16 protein-coding genes and 1 rRNA gene are annotated in these 18,422 nt (G+C 67.6%); 3 read left to right on the plus strand and 14 right to left on the minus strand.

Annotation, left to right across the window (positions count from 1 at the left end; genetic code table 11):
* The 4 genes from ACFVVC_RS12550 to ACFVVC_RS12565 form a co-directional block, all read right to left on the minus strand.
* Positions 1 to 182 (minus strand): 16S ribosomal RNA (locus ACFVVC_RS12550); the annotation flags it as partial.
* 494 nt (positions 183 to 676) lie between these two features.
* Positions 677 to 1,990 carry a tyrosine--tRNA ligase gene (gene tyrS, locus ACFVVC_RS12555; protein WP_387453478.1) on the minus strand — a complete coding sequence of 438 codons (1,314 nt, stop codon included), beginning with the start codon at positions 1,988 to 1,990 and terminating at the stop codon, positions 677 to 679.
* A gap of 34 nt (positions 1,991 to 2,024) precedes the next feature.
* Entirely contained in the window at positions 2,025 to 4,253 is a 2,229-nt protein-coding gene (locus tag ACFVVC_RS12560; RefSeq protein WP_387453481.1) for a HelD family protein, read from the minus strand.
* 51 nt (positions 4,254 to 4,304) lie between these two features.
* Positions 4,305 to 4,997, minus strand: coding sequence for a DNA-3-methyladenine glycosylase (locus ACFVVC_RS12565; protein ID WP_387453484.1), 693 nt, complete (start codon positions 4,995 to 4,997; stop codon positions 4,305 to 4,307).
* 118 nt (positions 4,998 to 5,115) lie between these two features.
* Between ACFVVC_RS12565 and ACFVVC_RS12570 the strand changes: the two genes are divergently transcribed.
* Both ACFVVC_RS12570 and ACFVVC_RS12575 read left to right on the plus strand, forming a co-directional pair.
* Positions 5,116 to 6,594: an AlkA N-terminal domain-containing protein gene (locus tag ACFVVC_RS12570; RefSeq protein ID WP_387453487.1), complete on the plus strand. Its 1,479-nt coding sequence runs from the start codon at positions 5,116 to 5,118 to the stop codon at positions 6,592 to 6,594.
* The gene (locus ACFVVC_RS12575; protein WP_387453489.1) at positions 6,591 to 7,085 is read left to right on the plus strand and encodes a methylated-DNA--[protein]-cysteine S-methyltransferase; all 495 of its coding nucleotides are present in this window, start codon (positions 6,591 to 6,593) and stop codon (positions 7,083 to 7,085) included. The genes ACFVVC_RS12570 and ACFVVC_RS12575 overlap by 4 nt, the downstream gene beginning before the upstream one ends.
* 2 nt (positions 7,086 to 7,087) lie before the next feature.
* Here the strand turns inward: ACFVVC_RS12575 and ACFVVC_RS12580 are convergent, their stop codons facing one another.
* The 10 genes from ACFVVC_RS12580 to argC form a co-directional block, all read right to left on the minus strand.
* Positions 7,088 to 7,825 (minus strand): maleylpyruvate isomerase family mycothiol-dependent enzyme, encoded by a 738-nt coding sequence (locus ACFVVC_RS12580; RefSeq protein ID WP_387453492.1) that lies wholly within the window; start codon positions 7,823 to 7,825, stop codon positions 7,088 to 7,090.
* A 36-nt stretch (positions 7,826 to 7,861) separates the two neighbouring features.
* Positions 7,862 to 8,410 carry a pyridoxal 5'-phosphate synthase gene (locus ACFVVC_RS12585; RefSeq protein WP_387453495.1) on the minus strand — a complete coding sequence of 183 codons (549 nt, stop codon included), beginning with the start codon at positions 8,408 to 8,410 and terminating at the stop codon, positions 7,862 to 7,864.
* A gap of 158 nt (positions 8,411 to 8,568) precedes the next feature.
* A complete protein-coding gene (argH, locus tag ACFVVC_RS12590) occupies positions 8,569 to 10,008 on the minus strand; it encodes an argininosuccinate lyase (RefSeq protein WP_387453498.1) in 1,440 nt (479 codons plus the stop codon).
* A gap of 6 nt (positions 10,009 to 10,014) precedes the next feature.
* On the minus strand, positions 10,015 to 11,220 hold the full coding sequence (locus ACFVVC_RS12595; protein ID WP_214941290.1) for an argininosuccinate synthase: 1,206 nt from the start codon (positions 11,218 to 11,220) through the stop codon (positions 10,015 to 10,017).
* A 45-nt stretch (positions 11,221 to 11,265) separates the two neighbouring features.
* Positions 11,266 to 11,796, minus strand: a complete 531-nt coding sequence (locus tag ACFVVC_RS12600) for an arginine repressor (RefSeq protein ID WP_387453502.1) — start codon at positions 11,794 to 11,796, stop codon at positions 11,266 to 11,268.
* Positions 11,796 to 12,797, minus strand: a complete 1,002-nt coding sequence (argF, locus tag ACFVVC_RS12605; RefSeq protein WP_387453505.1) for an ornithine carbamoyltransferase — start codon at positions 12,795 to 12,797, stop codon at positions 11,796 to 11,798. The genes ACFVVC_RS12600 and argF overlap by 1 nt, the downstream gene beginning before the upstream one ends.
* Complete coding sequence (locus tag ACFVVC_RS12610) at positions 12,794 to 14,065, minus strand: acetylornithine transaminase (RefSeq protein WP_387453508.1); 1,272 nt, start codon at positions 14,063 to 14,065, stop codon at positions 12,794 to 12,796. The genes argF and ACFVVC_RS12610 overlap by 4 nt, the downstream gene beginning before the upstream one ends.
* Positions 14,062 to 15,021, minus strand: a complete 960-nt coding sequence (gene argB, locus ACFVVC_RS12615; protein ID WP_387453512.1) for an acetylglutamate kinase — start codon at positions 15,019 to 15,021, stop codon at positions 14,062 to 14,064. The genes ACFVVC_RS12610 and argB overlap by 4 nt, the downstream gene beginning before the upstream one ends.
* A 42-nt stretch (positions 15,022 to 15,063) precedes the next feature.
* Positions 15,064 to 16,230, minus strand: coding sequence for a bifunctional glutamate N-acetyltransferase/amino-acid acetyltransferase ArgJ (gene argJ / locus ACFVVC_RS12620; RefSeq protein ID WP_387453515.1), 1,167 nt, complete (start codon positions 16,228 to 16,230; stop codon positions 15,064 to 15,066).
* On the minus strand, positions 16,227 to 17,258 hold the full coding sequence (argC, locus tag ACFVVC_RS12625) for an N-acetyl-gamma-glutamyl-phosphate reductase (protein ID WP_387453518.1): 1,032 nt from the start codon (positions 17,256 to 17,258) through the stop codon (positions 16,227 to 16,229). The genes argJ and argC overlap by 4 nt, the downstream gene beginning before the upstream one ends.
* Positions 17,259 to 17,418: 160 nt before the next feature.
* Here argC and ACFVVC_RS12630 point away from each other — a divergent pair, with 160 nt between their 5' ends.
* The gene (locus ACFVVC_RS12630; RefSeq protein WP_387453521.1) at positions 17,419 to 18,384 is read left to right on the plus strand and encodes a quinone oxidoreductase family protein; all 966 of its coding nucleotides are present in this window, start codon (positions 17,419 to 17,421) and stop codon (positions 18,382 to 18,384) included.
* The last annotated feature ends 38 nt before the right edge of the window (positions 18,385 to 18,422 follow it).

The raw sequence follows: 18,422 nt of genomic DNA on the forward strand, positions 1-18,422 counted from the left end.
AGGTCATATCCGGTATTAGACCCAGTTTCCCAGGCTTATCCCAGAGTCAAGGGCAGGTTACTCACGTGTTACTCACCCGTTCGCCACTAATCCCCAGTGCAAGCACCAGTTCATCGTTCGACTTGCATGTGTTAAGCACGCCGCCAGCGTTCATCCTGAGCCAGGATCAAACTCTCCGTTGAAGTAAAACAGACACACCATGCAACCCCGGGAAAGCGGGATAAACACAATGCACAAAATTTGAAACCAGCTGTAAAAACCAGACCACACCACGGGGTGGCGGATCCAGTCAATTCAACCAATCCATAAAACAATTGGTATCAACAAACTTGGCACACTATTGAGTTCTCAAACAACAGACACATTCGAATATTCCCGGAACCAATTCATAAAGGAATTTCTGTTCCGTATTTCTTCGCTGCGATGTTTCCATCTTATTTCATTCATATTCACTTTCGCAAATCCGGATATTTTCCCGGAATTCACTCGGTGGAATGAATCCGCCCAGCAGAATGAGAAGCAATTTCTCCAGTTCCACGCTGTGCGCGGTAAGAATTGCTTCTCATCAGTTGGGGGTTTGTCACCACTCAGCGGCGGCGACTCAAAAAACAATACACGCCCCCCGGCAGCCGCGCAAATCGGCCGCCGAGAGGCGTGCATGAGGGATCCGAAGGTGCTAGGGAACCAGCACCTCAACGGTGGCCAGGTTCTTCTTGCCCCTGCGCAGGAGCAGGTACTGGCCATGCAGGAGTTCGGACTCGGAAATCACGGCCTCAGGATCCGAGACTTTCTCGTTGTTGACGTAGGCGCCGCCCTCCCCCACGGTCCGGCGGGCAGCCGACTTGCTTTCAGAAAGACCTGACGCCACCAGCAGGTCCACGATTCCCATCCCATCCACCTGCACCGTGGTGGAGGGAAGTTCGGAGGTCGCCGCCTGCAGGGTCGCCTTGTCCAGCGCGGCCAGGTCGCCGTTGCCAAAAAGGGCCGCCGATGCGGCGATAACCTTCTCGGTGGCTTCGACGCCATGCACCAGTGACGTCACCTCATAAGCGAGCTTGCGCTGGCCTTCCCGTGCGAACGGCCGCTCAGCCACCGAAACGGCAATGTCGTCGATCTCGGCCCGGGCAAGAAACGTGAAGACCTTGAGCCGGTCCACGACGTCGGCATCGGAGGTGTTAAGCCAGAACTGGTAGAAGGCATACGGGCTGCACATGCCGGCGTCCAACCAGATGGCATTGCCCTCGCTCTTGCCGAACTTGGTTCCATCGGAGTTGGTGATCAACGGGGTGCCGAGGGCGTGCACACTCTTGCCCTCGACTTTGCGGATCAGCTCCGTTCCGCTGGTGAGGTTGCCCCACTGGTCCGAGCCTCCGGTCTGCAGCACGCAGCCGTAATCGCGGTAGAGCTGGAGGTAGTCCATGCCCTGCAGGATCTGGTAGCTGAATTCGGTGTAGCTGATGCCTTCATCGGAGTTCAGCCGGGACGCCACGGCGTCTTTCCGCAGCATGGTGCCCACCCGGAAGTGCTTGCCCACTTCCCGCAGGAAATCGATGGCGCTCAACGGCGCCGTCCAGTCCAGGTTGTTCACGATCCTGGCAGCATTGTCCCCGTCGAAGCTAAGGAAACGGCTGACCTGGGCCTGGAGGTAGCCAACCCACTCCGCCACGGTGTCCTTGGTGTTCAAGGTGCGCTCCGCCGTCGGACGGGGATCACCAATCATGCCGGTGGAGCCGCCAACCAGCCCGAGCGGCTTATGCCCGGCCAACTGGAGCCGCCGCATGACCAGCAGCTGGACCAGGTTGCCCAGGTGCAGGCTCGGCGCGGTGGGGTCGAAGCCGCAATAGTACGTGACCGGCCCGTTGGCGAGGAGCTTCTCCAGCTCAGCTTCGTCGGTGGAGACATGGACCAGCCCACGCCACTTCAGTTCCTGCCAAATGTTGGCGAAAGTGGGGTCGTTGCGCTGCGGTTCGAGGTTGTTCAGTTCTGGCACGCTTCCTAAGTTAGCAGTAACGCCGGGACGCCGGTCAGCCGGCAATCCCGGCCGGCACGGGTTCCGCGGCAATCAGCCGGAGCCGCTGCGTGGCCCGGGTCATGGCGACGTAGAGGTCCCCCACCTTGCCGTGTTCGTGGTTGAGCATGACGGACGGTTCCAGCACCACCACGCCGTCGAACTCCAGGCCCTTCGCCTCACGCGGGCTGATAACCACGATGTCCTGTTCGTAGCTTCCCGCACCGGTGCCGATCCGCCGGCCATAAGCCGCACGCAGGGCGGAGGTCGCCTGGGGCAGCAGGTCACCGTCGGCAATGACGGCGAGCAGGCCGCCGTCGAGCGCTCCCAACTCCTCCGGAAGGACCTCGAGGAGCCGGTCCACGACGCCGCCCGCAGCAACTTCATCGATGATGGGTGACCAGCGTCCTTCACGGACGGCCTTCGGAGCGGACACCACCAGGCCGGCGGCGTTGGCCATCCTGACGGCGGCCTCGGCAATCTGGGAGGGCGTGCGGTAATTGACGGTGAGCTCCTCCAGCTGCCACCGGTCACCGAACATCGGGGCCAGCGCGCTTTGCCACGAGTTCGCGCCGGCCACCGAGCTCGTTTGGGCAATGTCCCCCACGATGGTGAAGGACTTCAGCGGGCAGCGCCGCACCAGCAGCCGCCACTGCATGGGCGACAGTTCCTGGGCCTCGTCCACCACGATGTGCCCGAACGCCCAGCTCCGGTCGCTGGTGGCACGCTCGGCGGCGGTCTGCCGGGCGTCCTGCTCCTGGTTCTGTTCGGCAAGCTCCTCCGCGGACATCAGCGGATCCACGCCGGCGGCCTGCATGTTGACCAGGGTCTGTTTTGCATTGGCCAGGTCCCGGGCCCGGTCGTGTTCCTGCTGGGCCAGCCCACGCCCGGCGGCCGGGTCCAGCTCGCCCAGCAGCTCGGCGGCTTCATCCAGCAGCGGCACGTCCGCCTCGGTCCACGGGGCGTCGGCGGGGCGCAGCAGCAGCGCCCGCTCGTCCGGTGTCATGGTGGGGGTGCAGAATTCCAGGATTTCCGGCTTGCTGAAGAGATCCGAGATCAGCTTCTCCGGAGTCATAGGCATCCAGCACAGGTTCAGCGCGATCCGCACGTCGCGGGCGGTGCGCACGTCCTCGGTCAGGTACGAGCGGTCCGCGTTGTTCCCGATGCTCCCGGCCTCCACGAGTTCGGTCATCTGCTCGGTCAGCTCGCGCAGCAGGATCTTGACGAACGTCACCCGTGCCTCGTTGTACGGCTTCCCGGTGGCTCGTGCACGTTCCCGGGCACGGCGGACCTGCCTGGGCGTCAAGGTCAGCTTGCGCCCGTCCACCTCGAGGATCCGGTTCCGGGCGGGGACGCGCATCCGGTTGGACACGGCGTTGGCCACGATGGCGGCCATATCCAGGCGCCCCTTGATGGCGGCCACGTCCGCGTTGGTTTCCGGCACGGCGTGGATGCCCGGCATCAGGCGGCCAACGCTGGCCATGACAACCCCGGTCTCGCCGAGCGAGGGCAGGACCCGTTCGATGTATTTCATGAACGACGACGACGGCCCCACCAGCAGGACGCCGGCGCTTTTGAGCCGGTCACGGTGGGTGTAGAGCAGGTAGGCGGCACGGTGCAGCGCCACGGCGGTCTTGCCGGTGCCCGGGCCGCCCTGGACCACTACGGCCCCGGAGATGGAGGACCGGATGATGCGGTCCTGCTCGGACTGGATGGTGCTGACGATGTCCGACATCCGGCCGGTCCGCTTGGAGTTCAGGGCAGCGAGCAGGGCCCCTTCGCCTTGGAGCGATTCGGCGTCCGTGAGCATGCCGGCGTCCAGGACGTCGTCCTCGATGGCTTTGACGTCGCGGCCCTGCAGGATCAGGTGCCGGCGGCGGCGCACGCCCTGCCGGTCAAAGGCGGTGGCCTGGTAGAAGTGGCCGGCTTCGGGTGCCCGCCAGTCCACCATCAACCGCTGCAGGTCCTCGGTGGTGAGACCGATGCGCCCGATGTATTGGGCTTCGCCGGAATCCAGGTCCAGGCGGCCGAACACCAGCCGGTCATCCACGGCGTCCAGCTGGGCCAGGCGGTCCTCATACAATGCGGCGAACGCATCACGTTCGGAGACGTTTTGCATGGTTCCCACCGCTCCGGCACGGCGGACCTGCGCCAGTTGGCGGCGCTTTTCCTCACGGAGCTCCTCCAGCCGGGCATACAGGCCGGCAACATAGTCCCGTTCGTGGGCCAATTCGGCGTCGAGCATCAACGTTCCCCTATCGCGAAAGACAGACCGTCCATTCTACAACCATTTCGATTAACGCTTGTGAAACGTGCCGGCCCCGGGCCGCCCACCGGGTGCCGGCCTCGGGGTCCGCGGTGCGGCTGCCTTGTATTTGGAAACTGTGGGGTCGCCGGTGAGCCAGAACCGCCACGCGTAGCGGTCCGATCCCCCGGCCCCCGCCACGCCCACCCGCGGACCGGAACTGACCGGGCCAGCCGGACCGGAGGGAAGCTCCAGCCCGAACGGCGGTGCCAGCGCATCCCGGCCGCTGTCCGCCGTCGTCATGCCCAGCGCCTTGGCCAGGCGGGCCGGGCCGCTGGCCAGGTCGGCGGGGGTCTGCGACGTCGGACGCCGGCGTTGCGCCAGGTCCAGCCCGCCGACGATTTCCCCGGCCCGCAGCAGCAGGGCGGAGGCCACGCCCTCGGGTCCGCACACAATGTTGGTGCAGTGATGCATGCCGTAGGTGAAGTAGACGTAGAGGTGGCCGGCAGGGCCGAACATGGGCGCGTTGCGGGGAGTCGGGCCGCGGTAGGTGTGCGAGCCGGGATCGGGATGCAGGGAGTCCTCCGGCCCAAGGTAGGCCTCCACCTCGGTCAGCCGCACGGACACGGTGCCGTCCAGGGACTCGTGGGTCAGCACGGCGCCGAGCAGCAACGGCGCGAGTTCCCGGGCGTCCCCGGAGAGGAAATCCCGGAGCGGCCCGGTGGTTGAAGGGCTCTCATCCATTGCTCGACTGTACCCAGAAGTCCGCGGTTCCCACGGGAAGCAACGGGCATCCGGCGCCAACCACGGCCATGTCCGATTTCCGCTAGTAGGAGTGGTGTGGGGCTGGCAGGATGGAGGAATGGACTTCTGGCAGCGCTACCGGGCAATCGATGCCCGCGACCCCCGGTTCGATGGCCAGTTCTTCACAGCCGTCCGCACCACTGGGATCTATTGCCGGCCCTCGTGCCCGGCCCGGACGCCAAAGGCCTCGAATGTGACGTTCTACGAGACGTCCGCCGCCGCGCACGAGGCAGGGTACCGGGCCTGCAAGCGCTGCCTGCCGGAGGCTGTCCCGGGGACACCCGCCTGGAATGTGCGCCAGGACGTTGCCGGCCGGGCGATGCGCCTGATCAACGACGGCGTCATCAACCGGGACGGCGTGGCTGGTCTTGCTGCCCGGCTGGGCTATTCCGCCCGGCAACTCAACCGCATCCTCGGCCAGGAACTGGGTGCCGGTCCTTTGTCGTTGGCCCGGGCGGCGAGGGCACAGACGGCGCGCACCCTGTTGGTGTCCACGTCCATGAAGTTTGCGGATGTGGCCTTCGCTGCCGGTTTCAGCAGCATCCGGCAGTTCAACGACACCATTGCCGAAGTCTTCGACCTGACCCCCACGGCACTGCGGCGGACCACCCGGCATCCGGCAGCCGCCGGGGGCGCCACCGCCTTGACGCTGAGCCTGCCCTACCGGGCGCCCTTTGATACCGGCATTTTCTCCTTCCTGGCCGTGCGTGCCATTCCGGGAATCGAGGAGGGCACGCCCACCTCCTATGCCCGGACCCTTCGCCTCCCGCACGGCGACGCCCGGTTCCGGGTGGAGTACGACGACGCCGCGCGGGGGCGGCCGCTGACCCTCACCGTCGGCGCGGTGGACCTGCGGGACCTGCCGGCGCTCCTGAGCCGCGTGAGGCGGCTGTTCGACCTGGACGCGGACCCGGAAGCGATTGACGGCACCCTTGCTGCGGACCCCCGGCTGGCGGACTCCGTTTCCGCTGCCCCCGGGATGCGGCTGCCCGGTGCGCTGGACCCGCAGGAACTGTTGGTGCGGGCCATGGTGGGGCAGCAGATCACGGTGGCGGCCGCCCGGACCGCACTGACGCAACTGGCCGCCGCCGGCAGTCCCGCCAGTACCGCCGGTGGAGGCCTGGAACGGTTGTTTCCCACGCCGGCGCAGATCACCGCAGCAGGACATTTGCTGCGCGGTCCCCGGCGGAGGATCGAATCGCTGCTGAACGCTGCGGACGCGATGGCGGGCGGGCGCCTTGAGTTCGGGTACGGTGACGATTTGCCAAGCCTCACTGCGGCCCTGCTTCCCCTGCCGGGGGTGGGACCATGGACGGTGGGATACGTGGCAATGCGGGTCCTGGGTGCCCCGGATATCTTCCTCGCCAACGACGCCGCCGTGCGGAACGGCATTCGCGCCCTGGATGCCGGGGAACACACCTTCACACCGGACTTCCGGGAAACCAGCCCTTGGCGTTCCTACGCCACCATGCACTTGTGGCGCGCCGCGGCACGGCCTGCCATTCAACCCACCACTCCCGCGAAAGGGATGCCATGAAAGCCCAACTGCTGCAGCTGTCCACCCCGGACGGTCCGTTCACCATCCTCGCCAGGGACGGCATGGTCCTGGCCTCGGGCTGGACAGCCGGCCTGCCGGAATTGATCGGGCAGGTCCATCCCGCGCTGCGCCCCGAGGACGTGGAGGAGGTGGCCGGGCTTGCGGGAATCTCGTCCGCCGTCGAGGCCTTCTATGATGGCGACCCGGCGCCCGCCATGGCTGTCCCGGTCCTGCAGCGGTCCGGGCCGTTCCGTGCGCACGCCTGGGAGGTGCTGCGGGAGGTCAAACCAGGCTTCCCGGTCACGTACAGCGAGTACGCGGCCCTGGCAGGGAACCCCAAGGCAGTGCGGGCAGCGGCCAGTGCGTGCGCCTTCAACGCGGCGGCCCTCTTTGTCCCGTGCCACCGGGTGATCCGCACTGACGGCTCTTTGGGCGGCTTCCGCTGGGGCCTGCGCATCAAGGAGAGCCTGCTGGCCCGCGAGTCCGCGTAGAGCTATTTGGGGTCCGGCATCGCCGAAGGCCAGGGCAGCAGGTCCGGGAGGTCCGTGCCGTCCCCGGCCGCAGTGGCGCGCAGGCTGTCCAGAGATGGCTGCCGGCCTGCGAGCCACGCGGCGATGTCCGTCACCATCCCGCTGACGACGACGGTGCTGCCGCCGGCGCCGAGGCCCAGAGGCGGCAGGGCCACGGGCTGCAGGACCAGCCGGGTTCCCGTGGGAACGCGGGCGGCCAGGAAATCGAAGAGGTGCGAGCAGAAGGCCCCGTTCCAGGTTTCGGGGCCCGTGCCGGCGTCGAGGTCCGAGGTGTGGATGACAAGTTCGCGCCACAACGCCAGGCCGGCGTCGAAAATGACTCCGTCGCGGAAGGCGATGGGCGTCTGCCACTCAGGTTCGTTAAGGGCATCGAAGGCAGCCAGCGCCCGTTGGAGGGCGGCGGTGACGTCGCTGCGGTGTTGACCGAGGCTGTGGCCCGCCGCGAGATTGATGGCACGGTTGCGTCCCTCCACGCCGCCGTCGTAGAGCGCCACCTTGTCGCCGCGGCGGCCGTACTCCACCTGCCGGGCGAGGGCGTCGCAGATGCCGGCGATGTGGGCCAGCAGGTGGCCGCGGCTCCAGCCGGGAAGCGTTGAAGGCGCCTTTTCGCCGCCGTCGGGAAGGCGCTCCAAGGCGGCGGCAAGCGCGTCGGCAGCCTTGTGCAGTTCAGCCTGGAGCGCGGCAGGGGAAGGTGAGGTCATGCGGCCAGCCTAGCGGAGGGCCCGGCGCGCCCGCGCCTATTCCAGCGGGGTTCCGTCCGGTCCAACGCGGTGCCGGACATGCCGGCCGTCGGTGGCTGCCTGCCAGAACTCAATCTCGCCAGGCTGGAGTGCGTAGAGCTGCCAGTTCGGGTTGTCGCTGCCGTCCGCGCGGGGCCGTTCGTGCCAGTCGAGGGTGGAGGCCTCGGCGGAGAGCTCGGCCACCGTCCCGGCGAGCCTGACCTGCCGGCCCAGGCCCGGCCAGTAAAAGTTCATCGCAGCCCTCGGAGCCGCCGCGAGTTCCCTGCCCTTGCGGGAAAGGCGGGATGTGGCGAAGTGCCAGCCGTCGTCGTCGATGTTCTTCAGGATCAGCATCCGGGAAGACGGCTGCGGGGCACCGCCGGACGGGGCATCCACCGTGGCGAGGCTGAACGCGTGCGGCTGCTGCTCCCCCGCGTCCAGGGCCTCGTCCAGCCACTGTTTGAAGAGCAGAGCCGGATCCCGCGGGGCGCTCCCGGGATCGAAAGTGGGCAGGTCGGCCGGGAAATCGGGCAGCGTGCGAAGGAACTTGCGGAACGTTTCGCTCATGGTCCCAGCCTAGCCACATGGGGTTTCGACAGGCTCAACCAACGGCAACCACCCCAACGCCCGCTCACATCCTGCACCTAAAACGCCAACGCCCGCTCACTTCCGTAAAGGAAGCGAGCGGGCGTTGCCCAAAAACCTGCAGGAAGTGAGCGGGCGTTTCAGCCGGCGTACGCCCGCACGCCGGCCAGTTCGCCCTCCAGGGCAACAAGCTGGCGTTCGACGGCGGCCGGCGCCGTGCCGCCCTGGGAGTTGCGGCTGTTGAGTGAGCCCTCGGTGGAGAGAACCGTGCGGACCTCGGGAGTCAGGTGCTCCGAGATGGCGGCGTACTCTTCGTCGGTAAGATCCCACAGCTCCACGCCGCGGGACTCCGCCTGCTTGACGGCGGCGCCGGAAAGCTCGTGGGCTTCACGGAACGGCACGCCCTGCCGGACCAGCCACTCGGCGATATCCGTGGCCAGCGCGAAGCCCTGGGGCGCCAGCGACTCCATCCGCTCGGTGTTGAACTTCAGGGTGGCGATCATGCCGGAGACGGCCGGGAGCAGCAGCTCCAGGGTGTCGGCGGCGTCGAACACCGGTTCCTTGTCCTCCTGGAGGTCGCGGTTGTACGCGAGCGGCAGGCCCTTGAGCGTGGCCAGCAGCCCGGTCAGGTTGCCGATCAGGCGCCCTGCCTTGCCGCGGGCGAGCTCCGCCACATCGGGGTTCTTCTTCTGCGGCATGATCGAAGACCCCGTGGAGTACGAATCATGCAGCGTGACAAAGGAGAACTCCTTGGTGGCCCAGAAGATGATCTCCTCGGAAATGCGGGACAGGTCCACGCCGATCATCGAGCAGACCCAGGCGAACTCGGCGAAGACGTCGCGGGACGCGGTGCCGTCGATCGAGTTGTGCACGGCCGAGTAGAACCCGAGGTCAGCCGCCACCGCTTCGGGGTCCAGGCCCAGCGAGGAGCCGGCCAGCGCGCCGGACCCATACGGTGAGACGCCTGCCCGCTTGTCCCAGTCCTGGAGCCGCTGCACGTCGCGCAGCAGCGCCCAGGCGTGGGCCAGCAGGTGGTGGCTGAGCAGGACCGGCTGGGCGTGCTGCAGGTGGGTGCGGCCGGGCATGGCAACACCGTGGTGTGCCTTGGCCTGTTCCACGAGGGCCTCAACGGTGGCCAGGACGCCGCGGGCGATGATCCGGGCGTGGTCGCGCAGGAACATCCGGCCCAGGGTGGCCACCTGGTCGTTGCGGGACCGGCCGGCGCGGAGCTTGCCGCCCAACTGGGTGCCGGCGCGCTCGATCAGGCCGCGTTCCAGCGAGCCGTGCACGTCCTCATCTGACTCGGCGGGCACATAGGCGCCGGAGGCGACGTCCGCATCCAGCCGGTCCAGGGCGTCCAGCATGCCTTCCAGCTCGTCGGCATCCAGCAGCCCCGCCTTGTGCAGCACTCGGGCGTGCGCCTTCGAGCCGGCAATGTCATAGCGGGCAAGCCGCCAGTCAAAGTGCGTCGACTTGCTCAGCGCCGCGAGGGCGTCCGCGGGGCCGCCGGCGAACCGGCCGCCCCACAGCGCACCTGCGTTGGTGGCTTCGGTTTTTTGGGTTTCGACAGGCTCAACCACCGAAACTTACTTTCCTGCGACGCGGATGTCGCGGCCGGAGGCAACCTTGGCGGACATGCCCCACAGCTCGATGAAGCCCTTGGCCTGGGACTGGTCGAAGGTGTCACCGGTGTCGTAGGTGGCCAGCGAGAAGTCGTACAGCGAGGTGTCGGAGCGGCGTCCGTTGACGATGGCCTGGCCGCCGTGCAGGGTCATGCGGATGTCGCCGGTGACGTACTTCTGGGTGTCCTCGATGAAGGCGTCCAGGGAGCGCTTCAGCGGCGAGAACCACTGGCCGTCGTAGACCAGCTCGGCCCAGCGCTGGCCGACGGTGGCCTTGAAGCGGGCCTGCTCGCGCTCAACGGTGATGTCCTCGAGGTGCTTGTGCGCGGTGATCAGCGCCATGGCGCCGGGGGCCTCGTAGATTTCGCGGGACTTGATGCCCACCAGACGGTCCTCGACGACGTCGATCCGGCCCACGCCCTGGGCGCCGGCGCGGCGGTTCAGTTCCTTGATGGCCTGCAGCGGGGTGACTTTGACGCCGTCGATCGCGACCGGCACGCCGGCCTCGAAGGAGATGGTGACTTCATCCGGTGCCGGCGGGAATTCCGGGGTGGCGGTGTAGTCGTAGATGTCCTTGGTGGGGGCGTTCCAGATGTCCTCGAGGTAGCCGGTTTCCACGGCGCGGCCCCAGACGTTCTGGTCGATCGAGTACGGGTTCTTCTTGGTGGTCTCGATGGGCAGTCCCTTTTCCTCGGCGAAGGCGATGGCCTTGTCGCGGGTCAGGGCGAGGTCGCGGACCGGTGCGATGCACTTCAGGTCCGGGCCGAGGGTCTGGATGCCCACTTCGAAGCGGACCTGGTCGTTGCCCTTGCCGGTGCAGCCGTGCGCGACGGTGGTGGCGCCGAATTCGCGGGCGGCCTTCACCAGGTGCTTGACGATGACCGGGCGGGAGATGGCGGACACCAGCGGGTAGTGGCCCTGGTAGAGGGCGTTGGCCTTCAGCGTGGGCACGCAGTATTCGTTGGCGAACTCGTCCGATGCGTCGGCGACGTAGGCCTCGACGGCGCCGCAGCCCAGGGCGCGCTGGCGGATAGTTTCCAGCGATTCGCCGCCCTGTCCGACGTCGACCGCCACGGCGATGACCTCGGCACCGGTGGCTTCACCGATCCAGCCGATGGCGACGGACGTGTCCAGGCCGCCGGAGTAGGCCAGCACAATGCGTTCAGTCACTTTAGATGCTCCTTGTTGGGGTTGGTTGATGATTTGTCTTCAAGCTTATTGCCCGGCTTCTTCGGCCAGTTGCAGGAACCGGGCGGCGAGGTCCGGACCTCCCAGCGGGTCACGGGACACCAGCAGGACCGTATCGTCCCCGGCGATGGTGCCCAGGATGGATGGCATCACCGAATGGTCGATCGCCAGGGCCAGGAAGTTCGCGGCCCCGGGCGGGGTCCGCAGGACGGCGATGTTGGCGGAGGCTTCCGCCGTGACCAGCAGTTCGCTGCACAGCCGCGCCAGACGCGCGTCCAGGATTTCCTGGCTGACACCGCTTTTCGCGGCCCGTTCACCGCCCTCGCCGGGCACGGCGTACACCAGGACACCTTCCTTGCCGCGGACGCGGACGGCGCCCAATTCCACCAGGTCCCGGGACAGGGTGGCCTGGGTGACCTGCACGCCGTCGTCCGCCAGCAACGCCGCAAGCTCCGCCTGGGAACGCACGGACTGCCCCGTGAGGATGGCGGTTATGCGTGCCTGCCGGGCGGTCTTGGTGGCCGGGCTGCTGCCCGGTGAGGACGGCTGGACGGACACTAGAACGTGCTCTCCCCGGTACCTTCAACGGGCGAAAGGCCGTCAACAAAGGCCAGGCCGGACCGGTGCATCAGCCAGGCCATCAGCGCCTTCTGGGCGTGCAGGCGGTTTTCCGCCTCGTCCCAGACGATCGATTGGGGTCCGTCGATGACGTCCGCGGAGATTTCGTAGCCTCGGTAGGCGGGCAGGCAGTGGAGCACGACGGCGTCTTCCGCGGCGAGTGCCATGGCGCCGGAGTCCACGGAGAACTCCCGGAACAACTGCATCCGGGCTTCCTTCTCGTCTTCCTGGCCCATGGAGACCCAGGTATCGGTGGCCACCACGTCCGCCCCTTGCAGGGCTTCCTTCGCGTCGGTGGTGATCAGCACGGAGCCGCCGGTTTCCGCCGCACGCTCCCGGGCTGCGGCGACGATGTCCTCCGCCGGCAGGTAGCCCGCCGGCCCGGCGATACGGACGTGCATGCCCGCCGTGACGCCCGCCAGCAGGTAGGAGTTGGCCATGTTGTTGGCGGCGTCGCCGAGGTAGCTCATGGTGAGCCCCTTCAGTTTGCCCTTGTGTTCCTTGACGGCGAGAAGGTCGGCCAGGAGCTGGCAGGGGTGGTAGTCATCGCACAGGGCATTGATGACAGGGACTTTGGAGTTGGCGGCCATGGCCACCAGGCCGTCGTGCGCGCCGGTGCGCCACACGATGGTGGAGACCATGCGTTCGAGGACCTTGGCGGTGTCCTCCACGGATTCCTTGTGCCCGATCTGCGCCTCGCCGGGATTGATGATCAGGGCATTGCCGCCCATGTCCGCGATGCCCGTGGCGAAGGAGACCCTGGTCCGGGTGGAGGTCTTGTCGAAGATGACGGCCACGGTCTTGCGGCCGCTGCGCGCGGCGGCGAAAGGCTGGACGCTGTACGGGGCGGCCTTCATCCGGGCTGCGAGGTCCAGGACCTCTGCCTGCTCGGCGGGGCTGAGGTCGGTGTCCTTGAGGAAGTGCCGGGTTGCGTTGGTCACTGGGCGTCCTTAGCTGTCTGGAGGATTGCCGGGAAAGCGGCGAGGAAGGTGTCCGCCTGGGCTGTGGTGAGGATCAGCGGCGGTGCCAGGCGGATGGTGTGCGGGCCGGGGCTGTTGACGATGAAGCCTGCGTCGAGGCCGGCCTGCACGACGGCGGGGGCGACGTCGGCATCGAGGTCGAAGCCGATCAGCAGTCCTTCGCCGCGGACTTCCGTGACGCCGGGGATCCGGGCGAGCCCGGACCGCAGGTGCGCGCCCACCGCGGTGGCGTTCGCCAGGACGTCCTGGCTTTCGAGGGCGTGGAGGGTGGCCAGGGCGGCGGCGGTGGCCACCGGGTTGCCGCCGAACGTGGTGCCGTGTTGGCCCACTGACAGCAACGACGACGTCTGGCCGCCAAAGGTGATGAGGGCACCGATGGGGAAGCCGCCGCCGAGGCCCTTGGCCAGGGTGACGGCGTCGGGGACGATCCCGGCGTCCTCGCTGGCCAGCCACTTGCCGGTGCGCCCGATGCCGGTCTGGACCTCATCGAGGATCAGGAGTGCTCCGGCCTTACTGGTGGCCTCGCGCGCAGCTTTCAGGTAGCCCGGGGGCAGCGGCCGGACGCCGGCTTCGCCCTGGATGGGCTCCAGGAAGACGGCGGCGACGGTTTCGTCCACTGCTGCCTCCAGCGCAGCGACGTCGCCGAACGGAATGTGCACCACGCCACCGGGCAGCGGTTCGAACGGTGCCCGGTAGGCTTCCTTAGCGGTCAGCGCCAGGGCTCCCATGGTCCGGCCGTGGAAGGCGCCTTCGAGGGCGATGATCGTGGTCCGCTTGGTGTCGCCGGTGCCGGTGTTGCGGCGGGCAAGTTTGAAGGCGGCCTCGTTCGCTTCCGTCCCGGAGTTGCTGAAGAACACCTTGGACCCGGCAGGGGCATGGGTCAGTTCCAAAAGTTTCTCGGCCAAGGCCACCTGGGTGGGGCTGGTGAAGAAGTTGGAGACGTGGCCCAGGGTGGCCAACTGGCTGGCGATGACTGACGTCACGAAGGGGTGGGCGTGGCCGAGGGCGTTGACGGCGATGCCGCCGAGCAGGTCCAGGTATTCCTTGCCGTCGGCGTCCCACACCAGGCAGCCGGCGCCGCGGACCAGGACTCGCTGGGGCGTGCCGAACACGTTCATCAGCGAGGTGGAGTAGCGGGAGAGCCACTCGGAGCCCGCGTGGCCCGTGGTTTCCACCAGTGCGGCCACCGGGGTTTCGACAAGCTCAACCTCTGCGGTGTGCTTACTCATGCGTTGTTCTCCTCGTCCGGGACTACCTGGGTGCCGATGCCCGCCGTCGTAAATGTTTCAAGAAGCATGGAGTGGGGCAGGCGCCCGTCAACGATATGCGCCCGCTCCACGCCTTCGTCGATGGCCTTCAGGCACGCGGCCATCTTGGGGATCATGCCCGATTCGAGCCGCGGCAGCATGTCACGCAGCTCAGAGGCCGTCAGGGACGAAATGAGCGAGGACTTGTCCGGCCAGTTGGCATACAGGCCTTCGACGTCGGTCAGGATGACGAGCTTTGAAGCGCCCAGCGCTGAGGCGACCGCGGCGGCCGCCGTGTCAGCGTTGACGTTCAGGACCTGGCCGGTGGGCTGGAAACGTCCGGCACCTGCCACGTTCTCCCCGCCGTCGACAATTTCCGGGGCGACGGTGGAGATCACCGGGATGCGGCCGGCGGCCAGGATGTCCACGATGCCCGCGGGGTCGACGCCGACCACCTCGCCCACCAGCCCAAGGTCGATGTCTTCGCCATCCACCACGGTGCCGGTGCGGACGGCGCGCAGCAGCCCGCCGTCTTCGCCGGACATGCCGACGGCGTAGGGCCCGTGGGAGTTGATCAGGCCCACCAGTTCGCGCCCTACCTGGCCGGTGAGGACCATCCGGACCACGTCCATGGCTTCCGGGGTGGTGACGCGCAGGCCGCCCTTGAACTCGGACTCGATGCCCAGCCGGCCCAGCATGGAGTTGATCTGGGGGCCGCCGCCGTGGACCACCACGGGGTGGATGCCTACGTGGTGGAGGAAGACGATGTCCTCGGCGAAGGCGCGGCGGAGTTCGTCGTTGACCATGGCGTTGCCGCCGTACTTGATCACCATGGTGGTGCCGGCGAACCGCTGGATCCAGGGCAGCGCCTCGATCAGGGTGGCGGCCTTGTCCTGGGCAGCGGACATGCTGGTGGTTTCACGCGTCTGGGTGTTCATGCTGTCACTTTCCGCAGCGGTTCCTGCCGGGAGCGGGTGCCCCTAGCTGGAGTAGGCGCTGTTCTCGTGGACGTAGTCGTGGGTGAGGTCGTTGGTCCAGATGGTCGCTTCTGCGTCGCCTGCCTGCAGGTCGATCTCCACCAGGACCTCGCGCGGTTCCAGGTCCACCAGGGCCCGGTCGTCGCCGATGCTGCCGTTGCGGCAGATCTGGATCCCGTTCATGGCCACGTTGAGCTTGTCCGGCTCGAACGCAGCGTCCGTGGTGCCCACGGCGGAAAGCACGCGGCCCCAGTTCGGGTCCTTGCCAAAGATGGCGGCCTTGAACAGGTTGGAGCGGGCCACGGAGCGGCTGACCGTTTCGGCGTCCGCCTCGCTGGCGGCGTTGAAGGTGCGGATGGCGATGTCGTGGCTGGCGCCTTCGGCATCGGCGATCAGCTTGCGGGCCAGTTCGGCGCAGACCTGGGTGAGGCCGGCACCGAAGTCCGCCGCGGACGGCACGGCCCCGGACGCGCCGGAGGCCAGCAGGACCACGGTGTCGTTGGTGGACATGCAGCCGTCCGAGTCGGCCCGGTCGAAGGTGACGCGGGTGGCGTCCCGCAGGACGACGTCGAGCATGTCCGAATCAACGGCGGCGTCGGTGGTGAGGACCACCAGCATGGTGGCCAGGCCGGGGGCCAGCATGCCGGCGCCCTTGGCGATGCCGCCGATGCTGAACTCCTGGCCGTCGGCGTCGGTGCCGATGAACAGCGCTGACTTGGGCACGCTGTCGGTGGTCATGATCGCGGTGCCCGCCGCCGGACCGCCGTCGGCGCTCAATGCTGCCGCCGCCGCTTCGACGCCCGGCAGGACCTTGTCCATCGGCAGTTGTTCACCGATCAGGCCGGTGGAGCAGACGAAGACGTCGGTGGCCGAGATTCCCAGGACCTCTGCCACTTTCTCCGCCGTGCTGTGGGTGTTCTGGAAGCCGGTGGGGCCGGTGCAGGCATTGGCTCCGCCGGAATTGAGGATCACGGCGTCCACGCGGCCGTCGGAGACCACCTGGCGGGACCAGTGGACGGGGGCGGCTGCCACCCGGTTGCTGGTGAACACGGCGGCTGCGGCCTTGGCCGGGCCGTCGTTGACCACGAGGGCGAGGTCCGGGTTGCCGGAAGCCTTGAGGCCGGCGGTGACGCCGGCGGCCCGGAATCCCTGGGGTGCGGTGATGGTCACGGGGCTACTCCCTGCAGGTTGAGGCCGTCGGTTTCCGGCAGGCCGAGTGCGATGTTCATGGACTGGACGGCGCCGCCGGCGGTGCCCTTGGTGAGGTTGTCGATCACGCAGGTCACGATCACGCGTCCGGTGTGGGGGTCGAAGGCGAGCTGCATGGCGGCGTGGTTGGAGCCCTGGACGGACTTGGTGGCGGGCCATTGGCCTTCCGGCAGGACGTGGACGAAGGGCTCGTCGTCGTACGCGTCCGTCCAGGCCTGGCGCAGCTGCGCCGCGGTGGTGCCGGCCTTGACCTTGGCGGTGGCGGTGGTGAGGATGCCGCGGCTCATCGGCGCCAGCGTGGGGGTGAAGGACACCGTGACCTGCTCCCCCGCCGCGTTGGAGAGTCCCTGCTCGATTTCCGGCGTGTGCCGGTGTCCGCCGCCCACGCCGTAGGGGCTCATGGATCCCATGACTTCGGAGCCGATGAGGTTGACTTTGGCCGCCTTGCCCGCGCCCGAGGTGCCGGACGCGGAAACGATGACGACGTCGTCGGGTTCCAGCAGGTGGGCTGCGAACCCGGGAGTGAGCGCCAGCAGTGCGGACGTGGGGTAGCAGCCGGGGACGGCGATGCGCCTGGCACCCTTGAGGGCCTCGCGCTGGCCGGGCAGCTCCGGAAGTCCGTAGGGCCAGGTGCCGGCGTGGGCTGAACCGTAGAACTCTTCCCATGCCGCAGGGTCCTCGAGCCGGTGGTCGGCGCCGGCGTCGATGACGACCGTGCCTTCCGGCAGCTGGGCGGCGATCTCGGCCGAGGCGCCATGCGGGAGGGCGAGGAAGACGACGTCGTGGCCGGAGAGGTTCTCCACGGTGGTGTCCTCCAGGATCCGGCTTGCGAGTCCGTGCAGGTGGGGCTGCAGTTCGCCCAGCCGCGAACCCGCGTTGCTGTGGGCTGTGATCGCGCCGATGGTCACACCGGGGTGTCCGGCCAGGAGGCGGAGGACCTCTCCCCCGGCGTAGCCGCTGGCTCCCGAAACCGCAACAGAAATAGTCATGCCTCGACTATACAACAATAATTATGCATTGGTACCGATATTTATGCATAGGCAAATCCGGTAACGGTTGTTCCGCATACTTGTCCGTCCGGCACAGGGTGTCCCTAGGATGGAATTCGGCAGCCGGGCCGGACGTACCGGAACCCGGGAAAGGAGCGCCATGACGCACGCAATCGTCGCACGGCAGGCAGGCGGACCGGAAGTCCTTGAGTATGCCGGGGTTGAGCCTCCCACGCCGGGACCAGGCCAGCTGCTGTTCAAGGTGGGCGCGGCCGGCGTGAACTTCATCGACACCTACAAGCGCAGCGGCACCTACAAAGTGCAGTACCCCTTCACCCCGGGATCCGAGGCGGCCGGCACGGTGGAGGCGGTGGGTGAGGGGGTCACCGGATTTGCCGTCGGCGACCGGATTGCCACCGCTGAAGGCATCAACTGCTATGCGGACTACGCACTGGTGGATGAAGACGCCGCGCTGCCGGTACCAAGGGGCCTGGACGTATTTACCGCCGCGGCGCTTCCCTTGCAGGGAATCACCGCCCACTACCTGATGAACTCCACCTTCAAAGTGGAACCCGGCCACAGGGTCCTGCTCCATGCCGGCGCCGGAGGCGTGGGACTGCTGCTGATCCAGCTGCTCAAGGCACGGGGCGCGGAGGTGTTCACCACGGTGTCCACGGACGGGAAGGAAGAATTGGCGCGCGACGCCGGCGCGGACCACGTGCTGCGGTACGAAGGCTTCGCAGAGCGGGTCAGGGACATTACGGGCGGCAACGGCATGGACGTGGTGTACGACGGCGTGGGCAAGGACACCTTCGACGGCTCCCTTGCCGCCTTGCGCATCAGGGGGATGCTGGTGTTGTTCGGTGCCGCCTCCGGCCCCGTCCCGCCGGTCGACCCGCAGCGCCTGAACGCCGGTGGCTCCTTGTTCCTGACCCGGCCCACCATGGGCCACTACCTCCGGGATGCCGCGGAGCGGCGCTGGCGCTCGGACGAGGTGTTTGCCGCGGCGGCCAATGGCAGCCTCAAGGTGCGGGTCGGCGCCCGCTACCCGTTGTCGCAGGCAGCCCTCGCGCACCGCGACCTCGAGGGCAGGAAGACCACCGGAAAAGTGCTGCTGGTTCCGTAGCCATGGGCAACGTGAACACGGGGCAAACCCCCGGACCG

Source organism: Pseudarthrobacter sp. NPDC058196 (assembly GCF_042882685.1).
In the GTDB taxonomy this organism is placed as follows: domain Bacteria; phylum Actinomycetota; class Actinomycetes; order Actinomycetales; family Micrococcaceae; genus Arthrobacter.